We start from the raw sequence: 26,620 nt of genomic DNA, 5'->3' as shown, positions 1-26,620 counted from the left end.
CATGTCCCAGGCCTTCCGGCTCGTCCAGGCGCCCCCGACGGCCCACGGGGAGCGTCCACGGCCCGCGCACCGGCTGTACACGGACCGGGACTCCGTCGAGGAGGACCTCCTGAAGCTCGTCCTCACCCTCGTGGAGCTCCTCCGTCAGCTCATCGAGCGCCAGGCCCTGCGGCGCGTCGACGCCGGCGACCTCACCGACGAGCAGGAGGAGGAGCTCGGCGCGACCCTCCTGGCCCTGCACGACCGTCTGGCCGAGCTGTGCGTCGAGCACGGCTTCACCCTCGACGACCTCAACCTCGACCTCGGGCCGCTCGGGCACCTGCTCCCCCGCGAGCCCTCGTGACCCCGCGTACCCCTCCGCCGTCGTCTAGCGGTCGACATCCTGGTCAACAACGCCGCCATCGACGTCACGAAGGCAGTGGAGCAGCTGTCGGCGGAGGAGATGACCCGGGTCATCACCACCAATCTGCTCGGGCCGATGTACCTGTGCCGGGAGGGCTACGGGCGCATGGTGGCCAGGGGCGGGGGACACATCGTCAACATCCTGTCGACCGCGGCCATCCGTACCTGGACGGAGGCCGGCCCGTACGCGGCGGGGAAGACCGGGCTGCGGACGTTCACCCACACGCTGTTCAAGGAGGCGCAGCGCGACTGCCCCGGTATCGGCGTCACGGGGGTCGTCGCCGGCGGGATGGAGACCGCGTTCATCCTGGACCGTTTCCCCGACGCCGACGTGTCGCTGTTGCAGAGCCCCGAGATCGTGGCGGACACCGTGATGTACGCGTTGTCGGTGCCTCCGGGCAGTGCGATCGCCGAGGTTGTGGTCGTCCCTCGCCGGGAACCCTCATGGCCGTGACCGACCGAGATCTCTCCGCGGAGGAGGCAGAGCCATGGCCGACACACTCGGCTTCGAGCCCCGGACAGCGATCGTTACCGGTGCGGACTCCGGTATCGGTCGTGCCGTGGCCGTACGGCTGGCGGAAGCCGGCCTGGACATCGGGATCACCTGGCACACCGACGAGAAGGGCGCGGCGGCCACGGCCGAGGAGGTGCGCGCCAAGGGCCGTCGGGCCGCCACCGCGCGGCTGGACCTGACCCGGCTGCCGGAGGCGGCCGATGTGGTCGATCTGCTCGCGGAGGAGCTGGGCCGGGTCGACGTCCTGGTCAACAACGCGGGAACGGGCACGGCGACGCCGTTCCTCGATCTCGATCTCGCCACCGTCCGCACCGTCCTGGACGTGGACCTGGTCGGGCCCCTCCTGTGCTCGCAGCGTGCGGCGCGCCGCATGATCGGCCAGGGTGGCGGCGGCCGGATCGTCAACGTGACGTCGGTGCACGAGCATCAGCCCCGTGTCGGCGCCGGCCCGTACTGCGCGGCCAAGGGCGGTCTCGGCCTGCTCACCCAGGTGATGGCGCTGGAGCTGGCGGAGCACGGCATCACGGTGAACTCGGTCGCCCCGGGCGAGATCGCCACGCCGATGACGGGCCAGGAGGACGAGGACGTCCTGAGGGCGTCCCGGCCGGGGATCCCGCTCGGCCGTCCGGGGGACGCCCGCGAGGTGGCTGCGGTGGTGGCGCTGCTGGCGGGGCGGGAGTCGTCGTACGTGACCGGCGCGTCGTGGACGGTGGACGGCGGGATGCTGCGGATGGGGCCGATGGCGGGCTCGCACCTGGACAGCGACGACTGGCGGCGGCCCTGACGCCGGCATGTCTGGGCGGGCCGACAACGGGTACGCGCGGCTCGACCGGCGGACGAGCCCGACGGATGGCCCGGCGGGCCGTCGGCGCGGGCCGCGGCGCGGCCCGTCACGCAGGCCACGCGAGCGAGGAGGCCCCTTGATCAACGCGGTGACGAAGACGGTGAAGCGGGCGCGCAGCGGCTCCGCGAGGGGCTCGGGGCCCACGCTCCTGGGGGTCTATCTCAACGACCACCTGGCGGGCGCGTCCGCGGGGGCTCAGCTCGTGCGCCGGATGACGCGGGCGCACCACGGCAGGGCCTTCGAGCCGCAGTTGGCGGAGCTGACCGTGGAGGTCCGGGAGGATCTGCACACCCTGCGCCGGTTCATGGACGCGCTCGGTGTGCGCCGGCTGCGTTCGAGGAGGGCGGCGGGGTGGCTGGCGGAGCGGGTCGGCCGGCTCAAGTTCAACGGCCGGGTCCTGTCCCGGTCCCCGCTCAGCGATGTGCTCGAACTGGAGGCGATGCGGCTCGCGGTGGAGGCGAAGGCGGATTGCTGGCGTTCCCTGCGCGGGCTGGCCCGGACGGACGCCCGTCTCGATCCCGATCGTCTGGACGAGCTGATCCAGCGTGCCCGGCGGCAGTCCCAGTCGCTGGAGGCCATGCGCACGACGGCCGCGACGCACGTCCTGTCCGCGGACGTGCGGGCGGACGCGGCCGAGACGCGCCCGGCGGTCGCGGGCACGGCCGGGGGCGGCACGGCCGGCGCCTCCCGCTTCTGAGGACACCGCGCCGACGGGCCTTGCCCCGGCCCCGCGGCCCTCTCCTTGCCCCGCGGTCCTCCCCTTGTCGCGCAGTCCTCTCCTTCGGGAAGCGTGCCTGGTTCCGGGGCCCCGGCCTGGGCCCGCTCAGCGCAGCAGGCGCAGGACCGCCCGCTCCACCGCCCCTTGGGTGGCGGGCCGGCCGAACGCCCCGTCCTCGCCGAGGCGTTCCAGTGCGGCCGCGATGGTGTCCCCGTCCTCGTAGCGCTCGACGATGGTCGGGTCGATGTACGAACCGCGGCAGACGGCGGGGGTGTTGCCGAGGTAGCCGCTGACCTCCCGGACGGCCCGGTTCACCGCTCTGGTCCGCGCGGTACGTGACTCTCCCGCCACCTCCTCGGAGACGGCGAGGGCGAAGGCGGCGAGGACGGTGGCGTGCCAGGTACGGAAGTCCTTGGCGGTGATGTCGCTGCCGGAGCGCTCGCGGAGGTAGGCGTTCAGTTCGTCGGCGTGGACGTCGTGCCACGCGCCTCGGTCCCAGTAGGCGAACAGCTGCTCTCCGCCGCCGCGTCGGCGGAGCAGCGCGCTCAGGACCCGGTGGGTGGGCTCGTCGACCAGGGCGCGGGTCTGGTGACGGCCGGACTTGGCGGGGTAGCTCAGGCAGACTTCGCCTCCGACGCAGCGCGCGTGTTCGCGCCGCAGGGTGATGAGTCCGTAGGAGTCGTTGTCGCGCCGGTAGCTCTCGTTGCCGACCCGGAAGAAGCCGAGGTCGAGGAGGCGTGCCGCGCAGGCGAGGACGCGCTCGCGGCACAGGCCGCGCCGGGCCAGGTCGGCGGCGACGGCTTCGCGGAGCCGGGGCAGGTTGCGGGCCACGGTGCGGACGTGGTCGTGCTTCACCTGCTCCTGCCGGCGCCGGAACTCCTCGTGGTAGAGGTACTGGCGGCGGCCTGCGGCGTCCGTGCCGATGGCCTGGGTGTGCCCGTTGGGCCAGGGGCAGATCCACACGTCCTGCCATGCCGGAGGGATGACCAGCGCCTTGACGCGCTCCGTGTCCTTCTTCGTCAGGAGGTGGCCGTCGGCGTCCAGATAGCGGAAGCCACGGCCGTGGCGGACGCGCCGCCACCCCGGGCGGTCGGGATCGCTCGTTCTCAGTCGCACGTCTTCCCTGTGCCCGTTATCGCCCGTTTCTCACTGCTGCGGAGTCTCCGCCGGGGTCAGGCCAGCTTCTTGACGATCTCGGCGGCGAGGGGCCCCGAGGAGGACGGGTTCTGGCCGGTGTACAGATTGCGGTCGACAATCACGTGCGGGGCCCACGGCTCGGCCGTCCGGACGTCGAGCCCGGCCTCGGTGAGGCGGGTCTCCAGCAGCCACGCGGCCTTGTCGGCGAGGCCGGCCTGGGTCTCCTCGGCGTTGGTGAACGCGGTGACCCTGTAGTCGGCGAAGGCGTTGACGCCCTCGTCGTCGGTGGCGGCGAGGAGCGCGGCCGGGCCGTGGCAGACGACCGCGAGCGGCTTTCCCGAAGCGAGGGCGTCGGTCAGGAGCCGACCGGAGGTCCGGTCGACGGCGAGGTCCTCCATCGGGCCGTGGCCGCCGGGGTAGTAGACGGCCGCGTAGTCGTCGAGGTCGACGGCGTCGAGCGGGATCGGGTTCTTCAGCTCGGTCATGGAGGCGAGGGTGCGGGCGACGCGGTCGGCCTTCTCCTGGCCGCCGTTGGCGTCGGCGGTCAGGCTCCCCTGGTCCACGGGCGGAACGACGCCACCGGGGGTGGCGACGACGATCTCGTGGCCGGCGGCCGTGAACGCCTCGTAGGGGGCGACGGCCTCCTCGGCCCAGAATCCGGTGGGGTGCCGGGTTCCGTCGGCGAGCGTCCAGTGGTCGGCGCCGGTCATCACGAAAAGAATCTTCGACATGGAGTCTCCGAGGAGGGGTGGGCCCGGTCGGTGGGAGGGCCGTGGCGGGAGTCGGGATCGTCGGCGCGGTGAGGACACCGTGCACGAGGGCGCGCGTGCCTCGTCGCCCGGGCGGCACGTGACGGACAGGGCCCAAAGACCGTCCGCGCCGGCCGCCCCGCGGAGCGCCGCAGGCTTCCATGGGGATCCCGACGGCTGTCGTGGGAGTCCCGACGACGACCAGGACAGGGGCGGGGGCCGGACGGACGGAGGGTCAAGGCACCTCGCGGGGGCCGTGGTCGAGGCCGCACGGTCAGGACACTTCGCGGGGCCGGTACCGAGGCCGTGGTCGAGACCGTAAGGACGAGGAGCCCGGAGCGGCTCGCCGAGGCCGGTACCGAGACTGCACGGACGAGGAACCGAGGCATTTCACCGGGCCGGTGCCGACACCGCACGCCGGGCCGGTGCCGAGGCCGCACGGACGATGGCTCAAGGCACCTCGCCGCGTCAGTACGCGCCGGGCCGGTGCCGAGGCCGCACGGAACGGAGGGTCAGGGCGCCTCGTCCGGGTCCGGTTCGGCCTCCGAGCGGGCGGACTGGATCTGCTCGCGGCGGCCGACGACGGCGGCCGCGGCGAGGGCGCTGCCGAGGAAGGCGACGGCGACGACCCAGGGACGGTCGACGACGTGTCCGGTGGCGTGGTCGAGGGAGTAGCGGCCCGCGCCGGCGATGCCGATGGCGGCGGCGGTGAAGCCGAGGAAGGCGGGGTATTCATAGCCGCCGCTCTGGGCGAAGAAGCCGGCCGGAGCGTGGACGGCGACCGCGCCGGCCATGGCGCCGGCCGCGGCGGCGCCGGCGGCGGGGGTGGCGAGTCCGAGCGCGAGCAGGGCTCCGCCGCCCGCCTCGCCGATGCCCGCCGCGATCGCGCTCTCGCGTCCCGGCGAGAAGCCCATGGCCTCCATTGCGTGCGTGGTGCCCTCGACGCCACCACCGCCGAACCAGCCGAACAGCTTCTGGGTTCCGTGTGCGGCGAGGACGGCGCCGGTGCCGACCCGCAGGACGAGCAGCCCGAGGTCACGTCGGTTGAGGCAGGTCATAGAGGTCTCCCGGTCGCTGGGTTCGGGGGCGTACGGCGTGCCCTCCCTGACCCACTCTCGCCGCCTGAGGCACGGGGGCCTGAGTCTTATTGCGCCGGATGGGGTACGCCGCCCCGCGGGCACCCGCCCCAAGCGCCAGGCATCGACCGCCCGCACCCGCCCCGAATGCGTACCGCTCGTTCTCCCCCCCCCGGCTTCTCCGCCAAGTCCCTACCGTTCCGTCCCCACCACCCGGCCCCCTTGGACCCCGTCCGGACGCCCCCGTGCCCCCGGCCCCGCCCCTACCGCCCGGGCCGGTTCCTCAAGTCGTGCGCTACATTTTGCCGGTCCACCGCCCCTCGATCATCGCGATCACTTCCGTTCGGAGCCGGCATCCCATGAGCGACATCGTCAACGGCCTCGGCCGGGCCACCGCCTACGGCGCCCTGGGTGTGGTGCTGTTGATCCTCGGCATCGTCCTGGTCGACCTCCTGACGCCGGGGAAGCTCGGCCGGCAGATCTGGGAGGAGCGCAACCGCAACGCCGCGATGCTGCTCAGCTCGGCGCTGCTCGGCATAGGCGGGATCGTCTTCACCTCGATCTGGACGACCTACGACGACTTCGGCAAGGGCCTCGCCTCCACGGCCGCCTTCGGTCTGCTGGGTCTCGTCATGATGGCCGTGGCCTTCCTGGTGGTGGACCTGGTGACGCCCGGCAAGCTGGGCGCGACCCTCGTCGACCCCGAGCCGCACCCGGCGGTCTGGGTGACGGCCTCCTGCAACCTGGCTGTCTCCGCCATCCTCTCCGCCTCCATCGCCTGACCCCACGGACGGGCCGCCGCCGGGGCGGCGGCCCCATCGCGGGCGCGCCCGCGCCTCGTGCCCGTCACCCCCGCGGCAGGTGGTCGGCCGGCTCGACCTCCAGGAAGCGCCGTCCGCGCGGTCCCCGGTAGAGCAGCGCCTCCCATCCGACGCGTTCCAGGACGGGGACGAGCCCGGTGAGCGCGGGCTCCTCTTCCCGGGCCGCCCCGCCGCCCGGTGGCCCCAGCCACTCCACGACGGCGGTGCCCGGCCGCTCCCCGGCCGTGACGCGGTAGCCGGTCACCACTCGTGCGCCGGAGTCGTCGACGGCGGAGGGGACGGTCTTCGCCGCCTCCAGGGCGAGGGCGACCGCCCTGACCGGCTGTCTTCGCTCCCATTCCGCGGGCAGGGTGCGCGTGTCGTCACCCCGCCCGCTCAACCTCCGGATCTGCAGCAGCCCTTCCCAGGCCGCACGCACCTCCCTGGACCGCTGCTCGGCCTCTCCTCGCGGCGGCGGGCCGTCCCCCGTCGCCGCCTCGAAGGTCCCGCCGGTCACAGCAGTCGCCTGATGTCGCCGCGGACACGGTAGAAGCCGCCCGAGGCCGGATGCAGGGCATCCACCACGTACCGCGCCCCGGCCTCCCGGATCGCGCGGGGGAACTGCACGTTCCACGAGGGTTCGTAGCCCTCGGAGAGCACGTGCACCCGAGTCCTGCCGCCTTCCTGGACACACTCCACGATCACCGAGCCGGCCGGTGCGGCGCTCACCGCCGTCACGGCCGACACCGTCGTCGCCGGTTCGTACGTCGGCAGGGCGGCGGCGAGCTTGATGTCCCTGGCGACCGGGACCGTGCCCTCCTGGGCGGCGGAGATCGCCGCCTCGCTCGCGTCGACGCAGACCAGCGAGCCGTCCGTGGTGACCAGGTAGAGGCGTTCCTCGCGGTACTGCATGGAGAGCGCGGAGCCGTTTCCGGTGCCCAGCTTCCAGAGCCGGGTGCCGTCCTCGGCGAAGCAGTAGACCGAGGAGGCGGAGTCGGCGGCGAACACGAACCGGCCGCCCGGCGAGGTCGCGCAGGAGTACACGGGGCTGTCGCAGGCGTAGACGGCTTCGACACGCCCGTCCTTCTTCGCCAGGCGCTGCACCTTGCGGTGGGCGGTGCCCGCGTAGACGGCGGCGTCCTCCTGCCAGCCGAAGAGGACGCCGCCCGCGGTCGCGGTGTGCCACAGCTCGCCACCCCCGTCGGGGGCGTACGCCGTGACGCCCTTGCTGTGGCCGTGGTAGACGGCGTCGCCGTCGGCGCGGACCATCCAGGCGTGCTCGCCCCGGCTGTTGCGGGACCACTGGTGCTCGTCCTCGTGGTCGATGACGGTCAGCCGGCCGGACCGGTCGGCGACGTCGAGCACGCCCTCGTGGATGTCCAGCCAGAAGATGTCGACGTCCGAGGCGATGTCGTAGGCGGCGAAGGGAAGCTTCGACGACAGGTCGTACACCCGGCCGTCGTCACAGCCGGCGTAGATCCAGAAGTCGTCCGCGACCAGGCACTTCACGCCGTCCGGGAGACTGAACCGGGCCTGGACCTCGCCCGTGTGGTCCAGGGTGTACACCGATCCGGCCTGGTTGCCGACGTAGACGTGCTGGTCGTCCACGTGGATGCCGAAGGCGGCGGAGCCGGTCCTGAACCGCCACAGGACCGGGGCGGCCGCGCGTGCCGTGGAGGGAGCGGAGACGACCTCGCGGCGGGTGACCGCGCGGGCCGCGCGCTGTCCCTGCACCGCCGGGGCGTACCCCTTGCGGACCTTCTCGCCTATCTTCTTGGCCGCCGCGGCACGGGCCTTCTCCGCGGTGGGGAAGGTCGATGTCTGGGTCTGACCCGGCGAGCCGATCCGTCCGTAACGGACCGACACCACGAGGTCGTCGATCGTCACTTCGTAGAACTTGTGCGCGCCGCCGCCGTCCTGCGACAGCTCCAGATAGGTCTTCGTCGTCATGTCGAAAACCGTAGGCGCTGCCACTGACAACGGCCTGTCCGCGAGGGGTCAGCGCTGGCTGCGGCCGCTGGTCACGGCGTAGTACTGGAGGTCCTGCCGGTCGATCGGACGGCGCACCGGGTAGCGGCTCGTCACCGTCGTCGTGGTCACGCCGTCCCGCACGACGGTCGCCTCGCTGTGTCCGGTGCGCAGCGGCAGGAGTTGCGCGTGCACACCCGACGGAGCCTCGTACGCGCCCTTCACTCCCCCGGTGCCGGTGCGGATCTGCGCGGGGGCGGTGAGGAAGCTGAGCACCTCCACCGCGTCCCGGGGCGGGGCCGTGCCCTCACGCGGCTCTATCACCTTCGGCTGGGCGGCGGCGGGAGGCCTGTCGCCGGCGAACTGGACGCGGGAGGTCAGATAGAGGGTGTCCCGCACGATCTTCGGCCAGGCTCCGGTCTTGAACCGCGTGAGGTAGTAGGAGGAGAGGTCGAGGTAGGCGTAGCCGTTGTGCAGGGACGGGGCGAAGTGCGTGCCTTCGGAGTAGTCGTTCCAGGTGGTGAGTTGCACCCAGTCGGCGCCGGACGCGAGGGCCGCGCCCCAGCTCGCGCGGAGTGTCTCGGTGTTGCCCGCCTCGTCGTAGACGCCCTGGTTGGGGCGGGCGTCCTGGACGGAGACGGGCTGCATCCAGATCTTGCCGAGCTTGTGGGCGCGCGAGGCGTCGGCGGTGGCGCCGGACTGGCGGTGGTAGGTGCGGCTGCCCCATTCGGAGAAGCCGTGGCTGATGGCGGCGTACCGCTCACGGTCGGGTGTGAAGTCGAGGAAGAGCGGGACGAGCGCGGTGCGGACGCCGTGCCGGGTCCGCAGTTCGTCCATGGTCCGCTGCCACCAGGCGGGCTCCTTCTCCTCCGCCTTGAAGGGGGAGACGACGAGCCGGCCGTCGGCCAGCCGGTGGGCCGAGGGGTGGCGGGCGAGTTGCGCGAGCGAATCGGCGAGGGCGGCGGGGGTGGTGCTGAGCGAGGTCATGTCCGGCATGAGCTGGATGCGGAAGCCGGGGTCCTCCTCGGCCGCGGCGCGCATCAGCAGCTCGACGCGCTCCCAGTTGCGCCCCTTCTGCGACAGGAGGTCGACGGTGAACCCGTCGAGTCCGGCGTCGCGCGCGGTGCGGACCTCCTGGCGCAGGTGGGCCAGCTCCCACTCCCCCGTCTGGGGTCCGGCGGGCAGCGGCCGGTCGCGCAGGAGCCCGCCGTAGGCGCGGTGTTTGCCCTTCTCGCCGTCCGCCGTCAGGTAGTTGCGGCTGTAGTAGTCGCTCCGCGGCGGCTGGTTGTCGAGCGAGAGCGGGTAGGGCGTGAAGTAGTGGGCGAAGACCAACTTGCCGGAGGACCGCAGGGTGCGGGTGTCGGGCAGGTCGAAGGGGAGGGCGGCGCTGTACTGCTCCGGTCGCGCGGTGGTCCGTTCCGCGGTGTCGCCGTCGCGCAGCGCCGCCGCCGCGCCGATGCCGGCGAGCGAGCCGGCCAGCAGGACGCCGAGGACGAGCCCGGGCAGGAGTCTGCGCCGTCCCGGCGCCCGGTGGGACCGCGCGCCGCGGGTGCGGCGGCCCGGCTGGGCGGGTGGTGTGGGGGTGGGCGCCATGGGGTCCCTCCGGCGGGTCGAGGCTGCCGCGGTCCCGCGGGCTGCGCTGCCAGTAGTACAACCGATCCCACGGCACGGGACAACAACCGTCCGGGGCGTGGCGAGCGACCCTCGACGGCCCGGCCGGTACCGCTTGCGCGCCCGGCGGCGGGGGTGACCGGGGACGGGTCGGACGGCGGGTGGTTCCGCTTCGCTCTCCACCGGAGGGCGAATTCCTTTTCGTCCGGAAGGTCCTGCTGTCGATCGGGGCAGGCCACTCCCGGAGGACTGTGCTTTGCGCCACAGTGAGAACGTCCGGGAAGGTGAGGTTCACCTTCCCTCTGCCGGTCCGGGAGGTTCCTCCCCCCGCCTCACGTGCGTCAACTCCGCTTCTGTGAGCGTATTATGCGGTCGGTCATGCGGACGCGGGCCGCCTTGTCACGAGATGAACACGCCATCACCTTCTGAGGTCGTTCGCGTGAACCGCAGCGGACGTGGGCGAGTTTGTCGTACTGTTCCGCGTTGCGACGCTTGCTCATCGGTCAGGGGCCCGACGAGTACAGCCGCGAACGTCGACACGTGCCGGGGGGGTACATGTGGCATGCCCGTACAACTGAGACCCATTCTGTCCGCACTGGAACCGGTCCACGACCGGTCCATCCTCATCCGCGTGCCAAAGCGCGCTGGTATCCGGTCCTCGCGCTGGCGGTGGACGTCGTCGGGGTGGGGCTGCCCACCGCGCTGATCCTGCACGCCGAGCGACAGCCGTACGCCCTCTCGGGCCCGGTGGTCGCCGCTCTCGCCTGGGTCGGGGTGCGCGCGCTGCGGCGCCGGTACGCCGGACGCGAGCTGGGCGAGTCCCGTGGCAGCCTGCCGGTGCTGCACGACTGGCTGATCCTGCTGGGCGTGCTCGCCGTGGTGCGGGCCGCCGCCGATCTGCACCACCCGGCGCTGCTGTGCCTGGGGGCCCTGCTGCCGGCGCCCGTCCTCACGCTGACGTGCACGAAGCTGACCTGGCGCCACCTGGTCGCCGCCCGTCGGGAGGCGCAGGTCGTCACCCGGGTCCTCGTCCTGGGCGAGCCCCGGGCCGCCGGTGATGTCGCCGAGCACCTCGCGGGCCGCACCGAGCACCCGTACGTGGTGGTCGGTGTCGTCGCCATCGGTGAGGGCCCGGTCCGTACCGGCGCCCCGGTGGCGGCCCGGCTCGGGGTGCTGATGCCCGAGGCCGCCGACGGGGACACCGCGCCCGTCCTGGCCGCGGCCGGCGAGCTGGAGGCCGACGTCGTGCTGGTCGCGGCGGGTGCCCGGATGGCCGGTGAGCGCCTGCGCAGGCTCGCCTGGGGGCTGCACGACGCGGGCAAGGAGCTCGCGCTGGCGCCCGGTCTCGTGGAGTTCGCCGTGAAGCGCCTGGAGACCACGTCGGCGGCCGGGATGGCGCTGCTGAGGGTCGCGCCGCCGGTGCGCAGCGGTGTGCAGCAGGTGCTGAAGTCCGTGATGGACCGGGCGGGCGCCGCGCTCGGCCTGCTCGCCCTGTCGCCGCTGTTCCTCGGGATAGGGGCGGCGGTGCGCCTGACCTCTCCGGGGCCGGTGTTCTACCGCCAGATACGCGTCGGTCAGGCCCGGGTCCCGTTCGTGATGTGGAAGTTCCGCACCATGTACGTGGACGCCGACGCCCGCAAGGCCGAGCTGTCGCACGCCAACGAGCACGACGGCCTGATGTTCAAGATGCGCCGCGACCCCCGTGTGACGCGGGTGGGCCGGCTGCTGCGGCGCACCTCGCTCGACGAACTGCCGCAGCTGATCAACGTGCTGCTCGGTTCGATGTCCCTGGTCGGCCCGCGTCCGCCGCTGCCGGAGGAGGTGGCGCGGTACGGGGACGTGGAGCTGCGCCGGCTCTCCGTGCGGCCCGGGATGACGGGTCTGTGGCAGATAAGCGGCCGCTCCGACCTGTCCTGGGACGAGACGGTCGAGCTTGACCTGCACTATGTCGACAACTGGTCCTTCACCAGCGACGTCGACGTCATGGCCCGTACGTTCCGCGCCGTCGTCGACGGTCGCGGAGCGTACTGACGGGCCGGTCCCATGGGTTCAGTTCTGTTCGCGCCACCATGCGTAGGTGGACGCGATGCCGTCCCGGAGGGCGATCCTCGGCTTCCAACCGAGGCCGGTCAGCCGGGACACGTCGAGGAGCTTGCGCGGCGTCCCGTCGGGCTTGCCGGTGTCCCAGGCCAGCCGGCCCTGGTATCCGGTGACGTCGGCGACGGTCTCGGCAAGTTCGCGGATGGTGAGGTCCTCGCCGCAGCCGATGTTGACCGGCTCGTCGGCGTCGTACGACCGCAGCAGGACGGCGCAGGCCGAGGCGAGGTCGTCGACGTGCAGGAACTCGCGGCGCGGGGTGCCGGAGCCCCAGAGCACGATCTCCTCGCGCCCTTCCTCGCGGGCCTCGTGGAAGCGGCGGATCAGCGCCGGGAGGACGTGCGAGGTCTCGAGGTCGAAGTTGTCCCCGGGGCCGTAGAGGTTGGTCGGCATCGCGGAGATGTAGGCGGCGCCGTACTGCTTGCGGTACGCCTGGACCTGCACGATGCCGGCGATCTTGGCGAGCGCGTAGGCCTCGTTGGTGGGCTCGAGCGGGCCCGTCAGGAGCGCGTCCTCGTGGATGGGCTGGGGTGCCAGCTTGGGGTAGATGCAGGACGACCCGAGGAAGAGCAGCCGCTCGACCCCGGCCGCGTGCGCGCCCGCGACGACGCTGAGCTGGATCTGGAGGTTCTCCTCCAGGAACTGCACCGGATAGGTGCTGTTCGCCATGATGCCGCCGACCTTGGCGGCCGCGAGCACCACGGCGTCGGGACGCGTTCCGGCGAGGAACTCGGCGGTGCGTGCCGCGTCGCGGAGGTCGAGCTCGGCGCGGGTACGGGTGATCACCTCGTGCCCGTCCGCGGTCAGCCGACGGGCCACGGCGGCGCCGACCAGGCCGCGGTGCCCCGCGACGAACACGCGGGCGCGCTCCGGCAGGTAGGACGGTGCTTCCGTCCGGTCGGTCGTCGGGTCGGTCGTCGATTGAGTCATGGTCCGGATCATGCCAGGCCGCCGAGGACGACAACACACCAGATCCGGATTTTCTCCTTGTTCCATCACAGACCCGTATGTCACGGGATATTCGCACGCTACGGACCGGCTGGGGGCCGGTCCGTTCGGGAGGGGCACCACGCATGAGCAAGACCGCACTCATCACCGGCGTGACCGGTCAGGACGGCTCGTACCTGACGGAACTGCTGCTGTCCAAGGGCTACACGGTGCACGGACTCGTCCGCCGTTCGTCCAGCTTCAACACGGAGCGGATCGACCACGTCTACCAGGATCCGCAGCAGGCGAACCGGTCGTTCGTGCTGCACCACGCGGACCTCTCGGACGGGGTCGCCCTGGTGAACCTGCTCCGGGACATCCAGCCCGACGAGGTCTACAACCTCGGGGCGCAGTCCCATGTGCGGGTCTCCTTCGACGCCCCGCTGTACACGGGTGACGTGACGGGCCTCGGCGCGCTGCGGCTCCTGGAGGCGATCCGGGCGAGCGGCGTGGACACCCGGATCTACCAGGCGTCGTCGTCCGAGATGTTCGGCGCGACGCCGCCGCCGCAGAACGAGGGGACGCCGTTCCACCCGCGCAGCCCCTACGGCGCCGCCAAGGTCTTCGCGTACTGGGCCACGGTGAACTACCGCGAGGCGTACGACATGTTCGCCGTCAACGGGATCCTCTTCAACCACGAGTCCCCGCGCCGCGGCGAGACGTTCGTGACCCGCAAGATCACCCGGGCCGTGGCACGGATCAAGGCCGGTCTGCAGGACCGGCTCTACCTGGGCAACCTCGACGCCGTCCGGGACTGGGGGTACGCCCCCGAGTACGTCGACGCGATGTGGCGGATGCTCCAGCAGGACGAGCCGACCGACTACGTGGTGGCGACCGGGGTCCCGGCGACGGTCCGGCAGTTCCTGGAGACGGCCTTCTCGCACGCCGGGCTCGACTGGGCGGAGTTCGTACGGTTCGACCCGAAGTACGAGCGCCCGAGCGAGGTCGACGCGCTGATCGGGGACGCGAGCAAGGCAAACGATCTACTTGGCTGGAAGCCTGCCGTCCTCGTGGAGGAACTGGCGCGGATCATGGTGGACGCGGATGTCCGTCTTGTCCAGGATCAGCTGGCTGGCGCGACCGTTCGAATAGACCGCTGACCTGCGCATTCAGTAGGCGCAACGTACCGGATTGGTCAAGTGCGCAACGATGCCGTCCGGTTCGTCATATGGTTCGCATTCATCACATCGCATGGCACGACTTCGCGCCACATGTACTGGGCTATCACGCCTGGGGGGAACATTGCGTAGAACCTGGGGGCTCACCTCTGCCCTCGTCCTCACCGTCGGGGCGGCGGTCGCGGCCGGCGGCTCGCTGCTGGCCCCGACGGCCGCGGCACTGACGCCGCCCGTCGCCTTCACCGCGGACGATCTGCCGACCTGGCAGACGAACGGCATCGTCTGGGCACTCGCCGAGGCGAACGACACCGTCTTCGTCGGCGGCACCTTCTCCGAGGTGCGGCCGCCCGAAGGCGGCGCCGGCACCCCGAAGGGCGCCGTCAACTTCGCCGCGATGAACGCGGCGACGGGCGCGCCCACCAACTGCTCCCTGTCCTTCACGGTCGGCGACGGCACCGCCACCGTGCGGACCCTCGTGGTCTCGCCGGACAAGAAGACGCTGTACGCGGGCGGCTACTTCGGCGCCGTCAACGGCACGCCCGTCTCCAGCGTGGCGGCGATCGACATCGCCACCTGCACGCCGAAGGCGAGCTTCACGCCGAGCTTCCCCGCCACGGTGCGGGCGCTCGCCGTCACCGACACCACCATCTACGCCGCCGGCGACTTCGGCACCGTCGAGGGCCAGACCCGCGAGCGGTTCGCGGCCATCACCACCGCCGGCGCCCTGCTGCCGTTCCGGGCCGACGCGGACGAGCCCGGCCGGGCCGTCGAGGTCACCCCCGACGGGCAGCACGTGCTGCTCGGCGGCGACTTCTTCAGCGTCAACGGCGCCAACTCGCACGCCCTCGCCGTGGTCGACGCCACCAGCGGCGCCGTGACGAAGGCGTACCCCAACGGCTGGATCCCGCAGAACTCGGTCGTCAAGGACATCGAGACCGACGCGACCGGCTTCTACACCGGCAACGAGGGCACGGGCGGCGGCGTCTTCGACGGACGCATCGCCCTGAACCTCTCGGACTTCGAGCAGCGCTGGCGCGACACCTGCCTGGGCGCCACGCAGGCGGTCCGCTCGTACGAGGGCGTGCTCTACAGCGCCTCGCACGCGCACGACTGCTCCAGCGTGGGCGAGTTCCCGGATGGACGCCGCTACCACCTGCTCGCGCAGCCGACGACGTCGACCGGCAAGCTCGGCTGGTTTCCCGACACCAACGACGGCATCGGCGAGGGCATCGGCCCGCGCGCCTTCGCCATCTCCGGCACCGGCACCACGAAGTACATGTGGGTGGGCGGCGAGTTCACCACGGCCAACGGCGCTCCGGCGCAGGGCCTGACCCGCTTCTCCTCCGGTCCCGACACCGGTGCGCCGACCGTCCCCGTGGCGAGCGCCGCGGCCGTCGGACCCGGCGCCGTGCAGGTCCGCTGGCGCTCCAGCCTCGACCTGGACGACTCCAAGCTGACGTACAAGGTCTACCGCAACGGCGCGGCCACCCCGGTCGCGACCGTCGACGGCGACTCCCTGCACTGGTCGCGTCCGCAGGTCTCCTTCAAGGACACCAACGTGACCCCCGGCCAGACCTACACCTACCGGGTGACGGCCTCGGACGCGGACGGCAACACCAGCGCCCTGTCCGCGACGTCCACGGTGACCGTCCCGACCTCCCCTGAGCCGTACGCCTCCCAGGTGGTCGCCGACGGTGCCGGCCTGTACTGGCGCTTCGACGAGTCGACGACGCCGTACGCCGCCGACTCCTCGGACGCGAACAACAGCGGTCTGTACGTCAACGCCCCGGCGCTGCGCCAGACCCCGGCCGCCGTCACCGGAGCCTCCACGGCCGTGGCCCTCAACGGCACGGACGAGCAGATCCACACCGACAAGCGCCAGAACGTGACCGGCTCGTTCACCGTCGAGACGTGGTTCAAGACGACCACGAACCGCGGCGGCAAGCTGATCGGCTTCGGCAACAACACCACCCGCAACAGCGGCAGCTACGACAAGCACCTGTACATGACGAACACCGGCAACGTGGTGTTCGGCGTCTACACCGGCACCACCCGTACGCTCACCTCGTGGGGCTCGTACAACAACGGCGCCTGGCACCACGCGGTCGGCACCCAGGGCCCGGACGGGATGCGGCTGTACATCGACGGTCAGCTCGCCGGCTCGAACAACGTCACCACCAACCAGCAGTACGCGGGCTACTGGCACGTCGGAGCCGACAACCTCTCCGGCTGGCCGCTGCGTCCGACGAGCAGCTTCTTCGCGGGCCAGCTCGACGAGGCCGCCGTCTACCCGTCGGCGCTCACCGCGGCGCAGGTCGCCAAGCACTACAGCCTGGCCACCGCTCCGGCCGACACGGTCAGCACCGTGACCGCGACGGAGGACAGCTACGTCAACGCCGGCGCCCCGGGCACCAACTACGGCGCCTCCAGCTCCATGGCGGTGCGCGGTACCTCGGCGTACGAGTCGTACCTGCGGTTCACGCTGCCGTCCGCCCCGGCCGGCACCGTCCTCAAGAGCGCCCGTCTCGCGGTGAAGACCACCACGATGACCGGCGCGGGTTCGACGGACAGCCAGTCCGTCGTCCCGGTGACCGGAGCATGGACCGAGGCAGGGGTGACCTACACCAACCGCCCCGCGCTCGGCCCCGCCCCGATCGGCACGCTGAGCGGCGCCACGGACGGCTCGGCGATCTACTCGGCCGCGCTGGACACCTCGGCGATCTCGGCGGCGCTCGGCAGCTCGTACAGCGTCGCGCTGACCAGCGTAGGGACCGACCCGCTGTGGCTCTGGTCGTCCGAGGCGGCAGCGGCGGAGGGCACTCCGCAGCTGGTGCTGACCTTCGGCGCCCCGTAAGCAGCACGCAGTACACCTCATGAAAAGGCCGCGGGGGCCCGGCTCGGCCGGGGCCCCGCGGCCGACGTACCACAGGAGCTACCTCATGCGTCGTCCACTTCACCGGCGCCCGGCCGCCGCGGCGGCCGTGCTGGCCGCCCTGCTCGCCCTCCCCGCCTGCTCGTCGTCCGGCGACGACAAGGCCGACGGGCGGCCGACGGCGGGCCCGTCCCGGCCGGCGGCCGTACCCGACCGGCAGACCGAGGTGGCGCCGACCGGCCCCACCCCCTCCGCGTCCAGGGGACCGGTCGTGCCGGACGCCGAACTCAAGCCCGTCACGGGCTCGTTCACCAAGGACCAGAAGTCCTATCTGAGCGGACGCGTCCCCAAGGACACCGACCCCGCCGCCGTGCTGCAGACCGGCCAGGAGTCCTGCCAGCGCCTGGAGCGCACCGCCAAGCGGGACAAGGACGCGGCCGTCGGCGCGATCATCGCCGGCGACATCAAGGACGCCGAGGCGACGGTCGCCCATCTGTGCCCCGCGCAGAAGCCGCTGCTCGCCACCGCGAGCACCGGCTTTCCCGACGGCACCACCAAGAGCCCCGAGGCAGGCACGTACCGCGCGCTCACCACCGACCCGGCGTGCTCCTGGCGCGCCCTCGGCGACGGCGGCAAGGTCCTGGCCTCCGGACCGCCGCTCGGCTCCGACGGCCAGGTGAAGGCGAAGATCCCCGCGGGCACCGTGGAGTTCGTTTCCTCGGGCTGCTACGCCTGGCTGCCCGCCTGACCCTTCCGCGCCCTCTCGTAGACACCGAGCAGCGTGTCGAGGACGGCATCCATCGAGAACGCCTCCGTGGCCAGCTTCCGGGCCGCCGCGGAGGCGTCGTCGTTCGCCCGGGGGTCCAGCAGGGCGCGGACGGCGGGGGCCAGACCGGCGGCATCGGTGACGACGCGGCCCGCACCCGCCTCCTCGATGTCGCGGGCGAGGCCGTTGGAGGTGGTGACGACGGCCGGGGTGCCGACCGAGAGCGACTCCAGCACGGACATGGGGAACGGTTCGTCGACGGACGGCAGGACGTAGACGTGCGCCCGGCGCAGCTCCTCCAGCATCCGCTCGGCCGACAGCGGTCCCGGCCGGCTCACCCGGTCCTCCAGACCCAGTTCGGCGACGAGCGCGTCCACCGCGGGCCGCTCGCCCTCGTCGGGGCCGGCCAGGACGAAGTGGGCGTCGGGGTGGTGGCGCAGGATCTCCGGCACGGCCGCGACGAAGTCGGTGGGCCGCTTGCGGGCCTGCAGACGGGCCGCGTAGAGGACGCGGGGCGGCCCGGCCGGTGCGGGGCGCGGCTCCTGGGCGGGGACGCCGTTGACGAGCCGTACCGACCGCTCCAGCGGGACGCCGGCGACGGCGTCCAGGTCCTTGCGCTCGCGCCCGGTCAGGTGGAGGACGGCCGAGGCGCCGCGCAGGACACGCCGGACCGCCACGGCGTCCAGGACCTTGGCGAGCACCTTGCCGCTCGGGTCGACCATGCCGTGGGTCTGGAGCACGAGCGGGCGCCCGGCCCGCAGCGCGGCGAGGGCGACGGGGAGGGTCACCAGGTCCCGCGCCAGGTGCACGTGGACGATGTCGGCGTTCCGCACCAGGGCGCCGGCTCCCGCGAGCATCGCGGGCGAGGTGATGCCGCTGAAGCCGAGCGGCAGGATCGACCGGGCCTGGTAGAGGCGGGCGGGCACGCCCTCCACCTCCGTGGGCAGCGAGCCGCCCGCCGCGTCGAAGCCGTCGCCGAGCGCGGTCAGCCGCGCCTGGTGACCGCGCGAGGCGAGGCCCTGGCAGAGGTTGAGCGCCACTCGGACGGGCCCGCCGAAGGCGTGGGTGGGGCTGTGCAGCGTGACGGCGTGCAGGACACGCAGGCCGCTCATACCGGCATCGGGAGGGGTCGGCGGCCCTCGGCCGTGTGCAGGGTCAGCTCGGGCAGGTCCTTGTGCAGCGTGGTCCCGGCGGCGACGACCGCGTGGTGCCCGACGGTGACGCCCGCGAGGACGGTGGCGCGGGCCGCGACCCACGCGCCATCCTCGACGGTGATCGGGGCGTTGCGGTAGCGGAAGTCGGCCGCCCGGTGGTCGTGACTGCCGGTGCACAGCAGCGCCTCCTGGGAGACGCAGACATGGGCGCCGAGCGTGATGGGCTCCAGGTTGAGCAGCCAGGCGCCCTCGCCGATCCAGGCGTGGTCACCGACCGTGAGCTTCCAGGGCCACAGGACCCTGACCCGGTGCCGTATCAGCACGCCGTCGCCGATGGTCGCGCCGAAGGCGCGCAGCAGCGCGACCCGCAGCCGGGCCGGACAGAACCAGGCCATGAAGACCGTGTTCATCACCGCGAACCACAGGGCCTGCGTCAGCAGGCCGCGGCCCTTGTCGTAGCCGGCCAGTGTGAAGGCCGGAAGATTCCTCATGAGTTCGGTTCACCCCCCGTCGGCGCCTCCCCTGGTGCCGACGAGGTCAGACTAACGGTTGACGCGAGGTGGCCGGGGAGCGTCGGTAGACTGCCGCGTGAGGTTCCGGGGGCGGGGGCAGCGACTTCTCGGCGCGGGGCCGCAGGGAAGCCAGGGGGCGGGATGACGACCGATGTACGCGGTACGGCCACACAGGCGCGCCCGGCGCCGCCCGCGCCCGCCCCGTTGCTGCTCGCTCCCGCCGTGTCCCCGCGCACGCTGCTCTCCCGCGCGCTGTCGATCCCGCTGGTGCTCGGCTTCTCGGTGTTCCTGCCGCTACTCGTGGCGATCCAGCCGGGCGCGGGGGCGCGGGACGCCGCCTACTACCTGCAGATCGCCCTGACGATCTACGCCGGCGCCCGGCTCTCGGCGATGATCCTGACGAGCCGACGCAAGCTGCTCCAGGGATCGTTCTGGCTCTTCGTCTACATGGCGATGGGGGTGGCGCCGCTGGCTCAGGCGGTGCTCGGCCGGGTGCCGACCCCGGTGGTCGGCCCGCGGTCGGACCTGACGATGGCGGTCGCCCTGGTCCTGGTCGGCTGCGCCGCCTTCGACCTGGGGTCGCTGCTGGCCCGCGGCCGGCCGGGCGGCTCGAAGCGGGCCGAGGAGCGTCCGGCGCTCGTGCACCGGCGCCGGCTGTACTTCCTGGTGCTGCTCGCCTTCGCGTGCAGCGGGCTGTTCGTCGTCAAACTGGGCGGTCCCGCGGTCTTCTTCTCCAGCCGTCAGGAGATCATCGCGGGGATCGAGGAGGCCGGCGTCTCGCAGGCCGACTCCCAGGCCGGGCAGGCGTTCCTGCGCGGCTTCGGCACGGTCCCCGCGCTGTTCGCCCTGCTGGTGTACTGCCGGTGGCTGGTCACCTCGCGCCGGGCCCGGCGGCGGCCGATGGTGATCGCGGTCTTCCTCGCCCTGGTGCTGCTCAACGGCGTGGTGAACAACCCGATCTCCAACCCGCGGTACTGGTTCCTGACGGTGATGTTCTCGCTGCTGTTCACCGTCTTCCCGGTGAGCGCGGCGATGTACCGCTCGGCGCTCAGCCTGGGCGTGGTGATGGCGCTGATCGTCTTCCCGTTCTCCGACCGGTTCCGCTACGACGAGAAGAACTACCGTCCGGTGGAGACGACGTCGGTGCTGGAGCCGCTGGCGCTGAAGGACTACGACCAGGTCGGCATGTTCGCCAACACCATCACGCTGGTGAACTCCGGGAGCCGGCACCGCTACGGCCGTCAGCTCGCCGGGTCCGTGTTCTTCGCGGTGCCCCGCTCGGTGTGGGCGGGCAAGCCGCGGGACACCGGCGTGATGGTCGGTCAGTGGATGGGCACGGTCAACACCAACCTGTCCTCGCCGATCTGGGCGGAGCTGTGGATCGACTTCGGGGCCGTCGGCATGGGCGCCGGGATGCTGGGGCTCGGCTACGCCGCGGCGCGCGTGGACGGACGGTTCGCCCGCCGGGGTACGCGCAGGGCGCCACCGGGCAGCCTGATCTCGCTGGTGGTGCCGCTGGTCGCGGGCTACTCCTTCATCCTGCTGCGCGGTCCGCTGCTCCAGGCGTCGGGCCGGGTGGCGATCGCCCTGATCTGCATCGCCCTGGTGACCACCTGGCGTCAGGACAAGGGCGCCGTGCTGCGCTGACCCTCCGCCTGCTCCGCGAGGGGCTCGGCGCGGGTGCGGGCGACGCGGGACCACGCGGCGACGGCCTTGAGGGCCGAGCCGGCGGCCAGGCCCCAGGCGGCCCCGGCCGCGCCTGCGATGACGTAGCCGCCGAGCATCAGGGCGACCGCCAGCAGGGAGAAGACCACCTGCACGGAGAGGGTGGCGCGGGGGCTGAGGACGCGGAGGGTGACGAGCGCACAGGTGCCGGCCGCCATCACGGCGTACTGGCTGCCGGTCGCGGGCAGCAGCGCGGCGGCGGCGTCCCAGGTGTCACCGAGGAGCCGGCGGCCGAGGTGCGCGGGCAGTGCGTACAGGGCCGTCGCCCAGCCCGCCGCGAGGACGGCGAGGACGCCGGCGAGGCCGGCGGCGGCGCGCACGGTGGCGCGGCGGGAGCCGGCGCGGCCGAGGAGGGGCGGGCCGAAGGCGTTGACCGAGGTGAACAGGACGTTGAGCGGGCCGAAGAGGGTGGAGGCGCCGCGCAGCGCGCCGACGGCGAGCGGGGCGGCGAAGAGTCCGAGGCCCAGGACGGCGAGCTGGCTGGAGGCGTTGCCGACGGCGTACTCGACGACGAAGCGGCGGCCGAGGTGGCCCTTGCGGAGGTAGCGGCGCGGGTCGCCGGGGCGGCCGCGCACGTGGGGGCGCAGGAGCGCGAGTCCGAGGAGTACGGCGGGCAGCGCCGACAGTCCCCAGACGAGGACCAGCCGGGCCGGTGAGGCGGCGTGCGGCTGGAGGATCAGGGCGGGAAGGGCGCAGGCGAGGCGCAGCGTGTCGGCGGCGAGGGCGCGGTGCGGCTGCCGGAGCGCGGAGAAGGCGTAGCGCAGGCCGTCCTGGACGAGGACGACGGGGAGCACCAGGCCGAGGGCGAGGAACGCCCGGCCCGTGCCGCCTCCGGTGAGCGCCCCGCCGACGGCGAGCAGGAGTCCGCCGGTCGTGGAGGCCATGGCCGTGAAGGAGACGGCGGCGCGGGCGGCCGCGCCGACCGACGCGTCCTCGCCCTTCTCCAGGACGACGCTCTGGCCGACGAAGGCCATGTTGAGGCCCATGAGGACGGTGAAGGTGATGTAGACCATGGAGAAGGCCGCGAAGCCGTCCGCGGTGGACGCCCTCGCCGCGATCACCAGGACGGCGATGTTGGTGAGGCTGGACGCCGCCTGGTCGAGGACCGAGGCGGCGACCGTGACGGCACGTCTCACCGATCGCCGGCGTGGAGGTCGCCGCCCCGCGCGGACTTCGCCCCGCGCAGGTCGCTCGGGCGGAGCGACCTCAGCGTGACGGTGTCGGAGCCGTCACCGGGGACGACCTGCTCCGGCTCGGAGACGGGATCGGTCTCGGGGCCGGTGTCGGTGTCGGTGTCGTACTCCTCCGGCTCGGACGGCCGGGGGGCCGGGGGACGGCCCCGGCCGCCGCCGCGGCGTCCGGCGGGCTGCTTGGCGGCGCGCCCGCGGCCGGGGGTGTGGACGACGGCGCCGAGGACGGTGCCGCCCGCGCCGGCGATGAGTTCGCGGATGCGCTGGAGGTCGGCCCGGTGCACGCTGCGCGGGTCGCAGACGATCAGGACGCCGTCGACCCGGTCGACGAGCGCGAGCGCGTCGGCGTAGTTGAGGACGGGCGGTGCCAGCACCACGACGGTGGAGTTGGGCGAGTCGGCCTCGGAGATGAGCCGGGAGACGCGGGGCGCGGTCAGGGCGCGGGCGACGTTGCGGACGCGCTCGCCCGGGACGAGGCCGAAGGAGCCGGACTCGCCGGCGTCCACGGAGAGCTGGCGGCGGGAGGGCCAGCCGCTCTCCTCGGTGCCCGTGGGCTCCACCGGATGGCTCCAGCGGGGCGCGCTCGCGGCGTGGGCGCGCAGGCGTCCGGCGAGCGTGGGGGTGCGCAGGTCGGCCTCGATGAGGAGGACGTCCTTGCCGGTCTCGGCGAAGGAGGCGGCGAGGTGCGAGGCGACGGCCACGGCGGCGTCGTTGGAGCCGCGCGGGGCGACCACGAGCAGGCGTCGGCGGTCGGCGAACCGCTGGTCGTAGGCGAGCCGGAAGGCGACGGAGCGGTACTCCTCGGCGATCCGGGCGTCGGTGTGGTCGTCGGCGAGCAGGACGTCGGTGGCGCCGCGCGGCAGGGTGCCGAGGACGGGTGCGCGGACGGCGCGGGCGACGTCGCCCGCGGAGCGCGGCGAGGGGTCGAAGACGAGCCGGACCCAGGCGGCGAGCAGACCGAGGGCCACGCCGACGAGGGCGCCGAGGCCGAGGCTCATGGTGAGGCCGGGTCCGTCGGAGTAGCCGGGGGCGCTGGCGACGCGGATGATCGTGCCCGGTGACATGTCGAGCGACTTGAGCTGGCTGATCCGGGCGTCGAGTTCGTTGATGCGGTTGAGCAGGTTGGTCTTGACGCCGTACTCGGCGTCGCGAGCCGCCCCGTCGGCCATCCGGTCGAGTTCCTTGGTCTTCTGGTCGTGCTTCTTGGCGACCTCGTCGAGCTGCTTCTGCTGCCCTTCGAGCATGGTGGCCCGTACGTCGGTCCACTGCTTCTGGCGCAGGTCCAGATAGGCCTTGGTGACGGCGTTGGCCCGGTCGGCGGCCGCCTGCGGGGTGTCCGCGGTGTAGGTGAACTGGAGGACCTGGCTCTGGGGCGGGTTGGTGACCTGGAGGTCCTTCTGCAGGCTGCCGATGGTGCCGGTCCAGCCGAGCTTCTTGGCGGCCTGCTCGGCGACGCTGCTGCTGAGCGCGGTCTGCCGCTCGGACCCCATGTTGAGCGTCTTGTCCTGCGAGATGCTCGGGTTGAAGGGGTCGTTGACGGGGGCGCGGAGGACGACCTGGCTGGTGGCGACGTACGTGTCGGCGTTGGAGACGCCGAACCAGACACCGCCGAGGAGGCCGATGCCGATGCCGGCGCCGATGATGGAGCGGTAGCGCAGGAGCTGGCGGAACTGGTCCCGCAGCAGTTCCGGTTCGTCGTCCTCCACCGCGGAGACGTGCGTGTGTGTCACGTGCTCGGACCCCCCAGAGCCTCGTCGATCAGTGCGTCGATCCGGGCCAGTCCGGCCTTCCGGGTCAGGTGGGCCTCGACATGGCGGGGCCCCTGGGCACCGAGTGCGTCGGCGGCCGCCGGATCGTCGCCGAGTCTACGGACTTCGGCGAGCAGGGCGTCGGGGTCCTCCGGCGGGACGAGCACTCCGGCCCCGGAGCGCAGCACTTCGAGGGCGGTTCCGCCCTCGGCGGCGACGGAGGCGACGACGGGCCGGCCGGCGGCGAAGTAGGAGGTCAGTTTGGAGGGGACGCTCATGTCGAGGACCGAGGCGCGCTGGGTGACGGCGAGGACGTCGGCTGCGGCGAGGACGTCGGGGAACTCGTCGTCGCCGACGGGCTCCATGAAGTCGAGGTTGTCGACTCCGGCGGCCAGCGTCTCGAGGTGGGCGCGCTGGTTGCCGTCGCCGAGCAGGACGATCCGGATCTTGGGGTCGCGGCGGGCGGCCTCGACCAGGACGTCGAGCCCCTGCTTGAGGCCCATGTTCCCGGAGTGCAGGACGACGGTCTCGCCGTCACGCCAGCCGAGGCGGGCCCTGGTCTGGTCCCGGGGCGCCGTGGGACGGGCGACGTGCGACCAGTTGGGTACGAGCCGGATGCGCGCGCGGTCGACGCCGAGGGCGGCGACCTTGTCGACGAACGTCTCGTGGATGACGCCGACGAGGGCCGCCCCGCGCAGGGCGTAGCTCTCGGCCCTCGCGGCGAGGGTGGCGGCCCGGTCGCCGCCGCGGATGCCGCTCTGCGCGGCGGCGGCGCCCATGAGGTCCTGGACGACGGGCACGTACGGGACGCGCCAGCGGGCGGCGAGGCGGGCGCCGATGATGCCGCCGGCGAGGCTGGGCATCTGCGACAGGACGGCGTCGGGCCGGGCCATGGAGGGCGGGGCGAGCAGGCCGTGGGCGAGCACGCTGGCCTCGAAGGCGGCCCTCTTCAGCGCGGTCTGGCGGGGCGGGACGGTGTGGCGTCTACGGTGGACGACGACCCCGGCACGCTCCTCGGTGCGGCGCCAGGCGCGGGCGTAGGCCGGGTCGAGGGACCAGGAGGGGTAGTGCGGCATTCCGGCCAGGACGTGGGTCTCGTGACCGCTGCTCGCCCAGTGTTCCGCGATCTGGGTGGCGTACGGGCCTATGCCCGCGTGCTCGGGGGCGTAGTTGGTGGACACCATCAGCAGGCGCCGACGCCCGCCGGGCGTACCCTTTCCGGTCGACGTGCCGCTCACTGCTTCCCCCATGCCGGTCCCCCTCTTCCCCGTACCCGGACCAAGGCCCCACCCTAGTCGTTCACTCTGTCTCAACGGAACGTGCACGCTATCGTTCGAAAATCCTTCGCGCTGGGGAGCGCGAACGCACCAGGGGGGTTCCTCGTATGACCGCAGGCAGGCCGCATCGGGTCGGGTACGCACCGGGGGCGTACGATCTGTTCCATATCGGACATCTGAATATCCTTCGGCACGCGCGCAGTCAGTGCGACTATCTGGTGGCCGGGGTGGTGTCGGACGAGATGGCGGAGCTGGCCAAGGGCCGCCGTCCGATGATTCCGCTCGTGGAGCGGCTGGAGATCGTGCGCAGCGTGAAGTACGTCGACGCGGCTTTCGTGGAGACCGTGCCGGACAAGCTGGAGACCTGGAAGCAGGTCCGGTTCGACGTGCTGTTCAAGGGCGACGACTGGCGGGGGACTCCCAAGGGCGAGAAGCTCGAGCGGGATTTCGCGGGCGTGGGGGTGGAGATCGTCTACTTCCCGTACACGGTCCACACCTCGAGCACGCAGCTGCGGCGCTCGCTCGACCTCCTGACGCAGGAGGCCGGGCCGGCGGCGGGGGTCAGCGAGGGACAGCGCTGAGTTCGCGGAACCACTTCGCCAGGAAGGCGAGGAGGAACAGCGCGCTCAGGGCGCCGAGTGCGGCGTAGGCCCAGCGGAACGCCGGGCCCGCGCCGAGCAGGAGGAAGACCAGGCAGAAGACGCCGTGGTCGACGGGGAGCAGCGCGAGCGAGCGGAGCGTGGAGGGCGCCGGAGCCGGTGCCCCGGGCGCCGGGCGGGGCTTGAGCTTCTCGGTGAGGAGCCCGCCGAAGAAGGTGACGACGGCGGCGAGCTGGAAGCCGAGGGGGACGAGCAGCCAGACGTCGTCCGTCGTTCCGAAATGTCCGGCATGGCGATAGAACGCGATGAGGACGACGAGGTGCAGCGCGGTGATCTTGGCGCTGTCGACGACGTGGTCGAGCCACTCCCCCGCGGCGCTGCCGCCGCCGCGCAGCCGGGCGAGCTGGCCGTCCGCGGAGTCGAAGGCGAAGCCGACCGCGAGGCCGAGCCAGACCAGCAGGCCGAGCGTCCAGGACGGAGTGCCCAGAGCCACCCCCGCGACCGCAGCGAAGCTGAAGGCCGCGCTGATGAGGGTGACCTGGTTGGGCGTCAGGCGGGCGGCGTACGCCGCCGCCGCGAGGTACCGCCCGACCGGCCGGTTGACGAAGCGCGAGTAGAGGGAGACCCCCTTCGCGGACTTCTGGGCTGATTTCAGCTCGGTCAGCGCGGTACCGATCGTTCCCACGAACCCCCCCGGGTCATGATGCGTATGGTCACACTTTCGTATGTGATGGTCCACATCATGACAGCACCGGC

At 72.6% G+C, this 26,620-nt stretch carries 24 protein-coding genes; 11 read left to right on the top strand and 13 right to left on the bottom strand.

Translation table 11 applies throughout. The annotated features are described in order from the left end of the window. The first annotated feature begins 1 nt into the window (after position 1). From ACZ68P_RS12610 to ACZ68P_RS12595, 4 genes are all read left to right on the top strand, one after another. Positions 2-343 carry a gas vesicle protein K gene (locus ACZ68P_RS12610; RefSeq protein ID WP_471005622.1) on the top strand — a complete coding sequence of 114 codons (342 nt, stop codon included), beginning with the start codon at positions 2-4 and terminating at the stop codon, positions 341-343. A gap of 36 nt (positions 344-379) precedes the next feature. Beyond that, a complete protein-coding gene (locus tag ACZ68P_RS12605) occupies positions 380-856 on the top strand; it encodes an SDR family oxidoreductase (RefSeq protein WP_471005621.1) in 477 nt (158 codons plus the stop codon). Positions 857-890: 34 nt separating this feature from the next. Next, positions 891-1,700, top strand: coding sequence for an SDR family oxidoreductase (locus tag ACZ68P_RS12600; RefSeq protein ID WP_471005362.1), 810 nt, complete (start codon positions 891-893; stop codon positions 1,698-1,700). A gap of 136 nt (positions 1,701-1,836) precedes the next feature. Then, entirely contained in the window at positions 1,837-2,457 is a 621-nt protein-coding gene (locus tag ACZ68P_RS12595) for a hypothetical protein (RefSeq protein WP_471005361.1), read from the top strand. 126 nt (positions 2,458-2,583) lie between these two features. On the opposite strand, the gene ACZ68P_RS12590 is transcribed toward ACZ68P_RS12595, so the two are convergent. The 3 genes from ACZ68P_RS12590 to ACZ68P_RS12580 form a co-directional block, all read right to left on the bottom strand. Next, complete coding sequence (locus ACZ68P_RS12590; RefSeq protein WP_471005360.1) at positions 2,584-3,594, bottom strand: DNA topoisomerase IB; 1,011 nt, start codon at positions 3,592-3,594, stop codon at positions 2,584-2,586. 56 nt (positions 3,595-3,650) lie between these two features. Further along, entirely contained in the window at positions 3,651-4,346 is a 696-nt protein-coding gene (locus tag ACZ68P_RS12585; protein WP_471005359.1) for a type 1 glutamine amidotransferase domain-containing protein, read from the bottom strand. A gap of 530 nt (positions 4,347-4,876) precedes the next feature. Then, a complete protein-coding gene (locus ACZ68P_RS12580; RefSeq protein WP_471005358.1) occupies positions 4,877-5,422 on the bottom strand; it encodes a DoxX family membrane protein in 546 nt (181 codons plus the stop codon). Between the two features lie 377 nt (positions 5,423-5,799). Between ACZ68P_RS12580 and ACZ68P_RS12575 the strand changes: the two genes are divergently transcribed. Beyond that, complete coding sequence (locus tag ACZ68P_RS12575) at positions 5,800-6,222, top strand: DUF350 domain-containing protein (protein WP_471005357.1); 423 nt, start codon at positions 5,800-5,802, stop codon at positions 6,220-6,222. A gap of 64 nt (positions 6,223-6,286) precedes the next feature. Here the strand turns inward: ACZ68P_RS12575 and ACZ68P_RS12570 are convergent, their stop codons facing one another. The 3 genes from ACZ68P_RS12570 to ACZ68P_RS12560 are packed head-to-tail and all read right to left on the bottom strand — an operon-like array spanning position 6,287 to position 9,801. Next, positions 6,287-6,757 carry a hypothetical protein gene (locus tag ACZ68P_RS12570; RefSeq protein ID WP_471005356.1) on the bottom strand — a complete coding sequence of 157 codons (471 nt, stop codon included), beginning with the start codon at positions 6,755-6,757 and terminating at the stop codon, positions 6,287-6,289. Continuing rightward, the gene (locus ACZ68P_RS12565) at positions 6,754-8,190 is read right to left on the bottom strand and encodes a WGR domain-containing protein (protein WP_471005355.1); all 1,437 of its coding nucleotides are present in this window, start codon (positions 8,188-8,190) and stop codon (positions 6,754-6,756) included. The genes ACZ68P_RS12570 and ACZ68P_RS12565 overlap by 4 nt, the downstream gene beginning before the upstream one ends. A 48-nt stretch (positions 8,191-8,238) precedes the next feature. Continuing rightward, positions 8,239-9,801 carry a glycoside hydrolase family 71 protein gene (locus ACZ68P_RS12560; RefSeq protein ID WP_471005354.1) on the bottom strand — a complete coding sequence of 521 codons (1,563 nt, stop codon included), beginning with the start codon at positions 9,799-9,801 and terminating at the stop codon, positions 8,239-8,241. 573 nt (positions 9,802-10,374) lie between these two features. Here ACZ68P_RS12560 and ACZ68P_RS12555 point away from each other — a divergent pair. Continuing rightward, positions 10,375-11,850 (top strand): sugar transferase, encoded by a 1,476-nt coding sequence (locus ACZ68P_RS12555; protein WP_471005619.1) that lies wholly within the window; start codon positions 10,375-10,377, stop codon positions 11,848-11,850. 18 nt (positions 11,851-11,868) lie between these two features. On the opposite strand, the gene ACZ68P_RS12550 is transcribed toward ACZ68P_RS12555, so the two are convergent. Further along, complete coding sequence (locus ACZ68P_RS12550; protein ID WP_471005353.1) at positions 11,869-12,846, bottom strand: GDP-L-fucose synthase family protein; 978 nt, start codon at positions 12,844-12,846, stop codon at positions 11,869-11,871. Between the two features lie 143 nt (positions 12,847-12,989). Here ACZ68P_RS12550 and gmd point away from each other — a divergent pair, with 143 nt between their 5' ends. The 3 genes from gmd to ACZ68P_RS12535 all read left to right on the top strand — a co-directional run bounded on the left by gmd (position 12,990) and on the right by ACZ68P_RS12535 (position 17,641). Then, complete coding sequence (gmd, locus tag ACZ68P_RS12545) at positions 12,990-14,003, top strand: GDP-mannose 4,6-dehydratase (protein ID WP_471005352.1); 1,014 nt, start codon at positions 12,990-12,992, stop codon at positions 14,001-14,003. Between the two features lie 91 nt (positions 14,004-14,094). Further along, a complete protein-coding gene (locus tag ACZ68P_RS12540) occupies positions 14,095-16,875 on the top strand; it encodes a CBM96 family carbohydrate-binding protein (RefSeq protein ID WP_471005351.1) in 2,781 nt (926 codons plus the stop codon). Positions 16,876-16,960: 85 nt separating this feature from the next. Next, on the top strand, positions 16,961-17,641 hold the full coding sequence (locus ACZ68P_RS12535) for a hypothetical protein (protein WP_471005350.1): 681 nt from the start codon (positions 16,961-16,963) through the stop codon (positions 17,639-17,641). Here the strand turns inward: ACZ68P_RS12535 and ACZ68P_RS12530 are convergent. Further along, positions 17,620-18,762 carry a glycosyltransferase gene (locus ACZ68P_RS12530; RefSeq protein WP_471005618.1) on the bottom strand — a complete coding sequence of 381 codons (1,143 nt, stop codon included), beginning with the start codon at positions 18,760-18,762 and terminating at the stop codon, positions 17,620-17,622. The two genes, ACZ68P_RS12535 and ACZ68P_RS12530, sit on opposite strands and share 22 nt — an antisense overlap. A gap of 5 nt (positions 18,763-18,767) precedes the next feature. After that, entirely contained in the window at positions 18,768-19,304 is a 537-nt protein-coding gene (locus ACZ68P_RS12525; protein ID WP_471005349.1) for a WcaF family extracellular polysaccharide biosynthesis acetyltransferase, read from the bottom strand. A 162-nt stretch (positions 19,305-19,466) separates the two neighbouring features. Here ACZ68P_RS12525 and ACZ68P_RS12520 point away from each other — a divergent pair, with 162 nt between their 5' ends. Continuing rightward, positions 19,467-20,972, top strand: a complete 1,506-nt coding sequence (locus ACZ68P_RS12520) for a hypothetical protein (protein ID WP_471005348.1) — start codon at positions 19,467-19,469, stop codon at positions 20,970-20,972. Here ACZ68P_RS12520 and ACZ68P_RS12515 read toward each other — a convergent pair. From ACZ68P_RS12515 to ACZ68P_RS12505, 3 genes are read right to left on the bottom strand one after another with little or no spacing between them, the layout of a single operon-like run. Then, the gene (locus ACZ68P_RS12515) at positions 20,945-22,186 is read right to left on the bottom strand and encodes an MATE family efflux transporter (RefSeq protein WP_471005347.1); all 1,242 of its coding nucleotides are present in this window, start codon (positions 22,184-22,186) and stop codon (positions 20,945-20,947) included. The two genes, ACZ68P_RS12520 and ACZ68P_RS12515, sit on opposite strands and share 28 nt — an antisense overlap. Beyond that, the gene (locus ACZ68P_RS12510; protein WP_471005346.1) at positions 22,183-23,970 is read right to left on the bottom strand and encodes a tyrosine-protein kinase domain-containing protein; all 1,788 of its coding nucleotides are present in this window, start codon (positions 23,968-23,970) and stop codon (positions 22,183-22,185) included. Before ACZ68P_RS12510 ends, ACZ68P_RS12515 begins: the two co-directional genes overlap by 4 nt. Further along, complete coding sequence (locus ACZ68P_RS12505; protein WP_471005617.1) at positions 23,967-25,172, bottom strand: glycosyltransferase family 4 protein; 1,206 nt, start codon at positions 25,170-25,172, stop codon at positions 23,967-23,969. The genes ACZ68P_RS12510 and ACZ68P_RS12505 overlap by 4 nt, the downstream gene beginning before the upstream one ends. Before the next feature lie 200 nt (positions 25,173-25,372). On the opposite strand from ACZ68P_RS12505, the gene ACZ68P_RS12500 reads away from it, so the two are divergent. Beyond that, positions 25,373-25,846, top strand: a complete 474-nt coding sequence (locus tag ACZ68P_RS12500) for an FAD synthase family protein (RefSeq protein WP_471005345.1) — start codon at positions 25,373-25,375, stop codon at positions 25,844-25,846. Here the strand turns inward: ACZ68P_RS12500 and ACZ68P_RS12495 are convergent. Further along, positions 25,827-26,549, bottom strand: coding sequence for a CDP-alcohol phosphatidyltransferase family protein (locus ACZ68P_RS12495; RefSeq protein WP_471005344.1), 723 nt, complete (start codon positions 26,547-26,549; stop codon positions 25,827-25,829). The genes ACZ68P_RS12500 and ACZ68P_RS12495 overlap by 20 nt on opposite strands. Between the last annotated feature and the right edge of the window lie 71 nt (positions 26,550-26,620).

The organism is Streptomyces sp. NPDC036822, assembly GCF_055609145.1.
This window is presented reverse-complemented; position numbering and strand designations above follow the sequence as displayed.

Excerpts from the sequence above, each read along its gene's own strand:
- ACZ68P_RS12560 (WP_471005354.1), bottom strand. The coding sequence starts at position 9,801 with ATGGCGCCCACCCCCACACCACCCGCCCAGCCGGGCCGCCGCACCCGC.
- ACZ68P_RS12535 (WP_471005350.1), top strand. The coding sequence starts at position 16,961 with ATGCGTCGTCCACTTCACCGGCGCCCGGCCGCCGCGGCGGCCGTGCTG.
- ACZ68P_RS12505 (WP_471005617.1), bottom strand. The coding sequence starts at position 25,172 with ATGGTGTCCACCAACTACGCCCCCGAGCACGCGGGCATAGGCCCGTAC.
- ACZ68P_RS12565 (WP_471005355.1), bottom strand. The coding sequence starts at position 8,190 with ATGACGACGAAGACCTATCTGGAGCTGTCGCAGGACGGCGGCGGCGCG.
- ACZ68P_RS12550 (WP_471005353.1), bottom strand. The coding sequence starts at position 12,846 with ATGACTCAATCGACGACCGACCCGACGACCGACCGGACGGAAGCACCG.
- ACZ68P_RS12600 (WP_471005362.1), top strand. The coding sequence starts at position 891 with ATGGCCGACACACTCGGCTTCGAGCCCCGGACAGCGATCGTTACCGGT.
- ACZ68P_RS12500 (WP_471005345.1), top strand. The coding sequence starts at position 25,373 with ATGACCGCAGGCAGGCCGCATCGGGTCGGGTACGCACCGGGGGCGTAC.
- ACZ68P_RS12555 (WP_471005619.1), top strand. The coding sequence starts at position 10,375 with ATGTGGCATGCCCGTACAACTGAGACCCATTCTGTCCGCACTGGAACC.
- ACZ68P_RS12610 (WP_471005622.1), top strand. The coding sequence starts at position 2 with ATGTCCCAGGCCTTCCGGCTCGTCCAGGCGCCCCCGACGGCCCACGGG.
- ACZ68P_RS12525 (WP_471005349.1), bottom strand. The coding sequence starts at position 19,304 with ATGAGGAATCTTCCGGCCTTCACACTGGCCGGCTACGACAAGGGCCGC.
- ACZ68P_RS12580 (WP_471005358.1), bottom strand. The coding sequence starts at position 5,422 with ATGACCTGCCTCAACCGACGTGACCTCGGGCTGCTCGTCCTGCGGGTC.
- ACZ68P_RS12575 (WP_471005357.1), top strand. The coding sequence starts at position 5,800 with ATGAGCGACATCGTCAACGGCCTCGGCCGGGCCACCGCCTACGGCGCC.
- ACZ68P_RS12540 (WP_471005351.1), top strand. The coding sequence starts at position 14,095 with ATGGCACGACTTCGCGCCACATGTACTGGGCTATCACGCCTGGGGGGA.
- ACZ68P_RS12520 (WP_471005348.1), top strand. The coding sequence starts at position 19,467 with ATGACGACCGATGTACGCGGTACGGCCACACAGGCGCGCCCGGCGCCG.
- gmd (WP_471005352.1), top strand. The coding sequence starts at position 12,990 with ATGAGCAAGACCGCACTCATCACCGGCGTGACCGGTCAGGACGGCTCG.
- ACZ68P_RS12585 (WP_471005359.1), bottom strand. The coding sequence starts at position 4,346 with ATGTCGAAGATTCTTTTCGTGATGACCGGCGCCGACCACTGGACGCTC.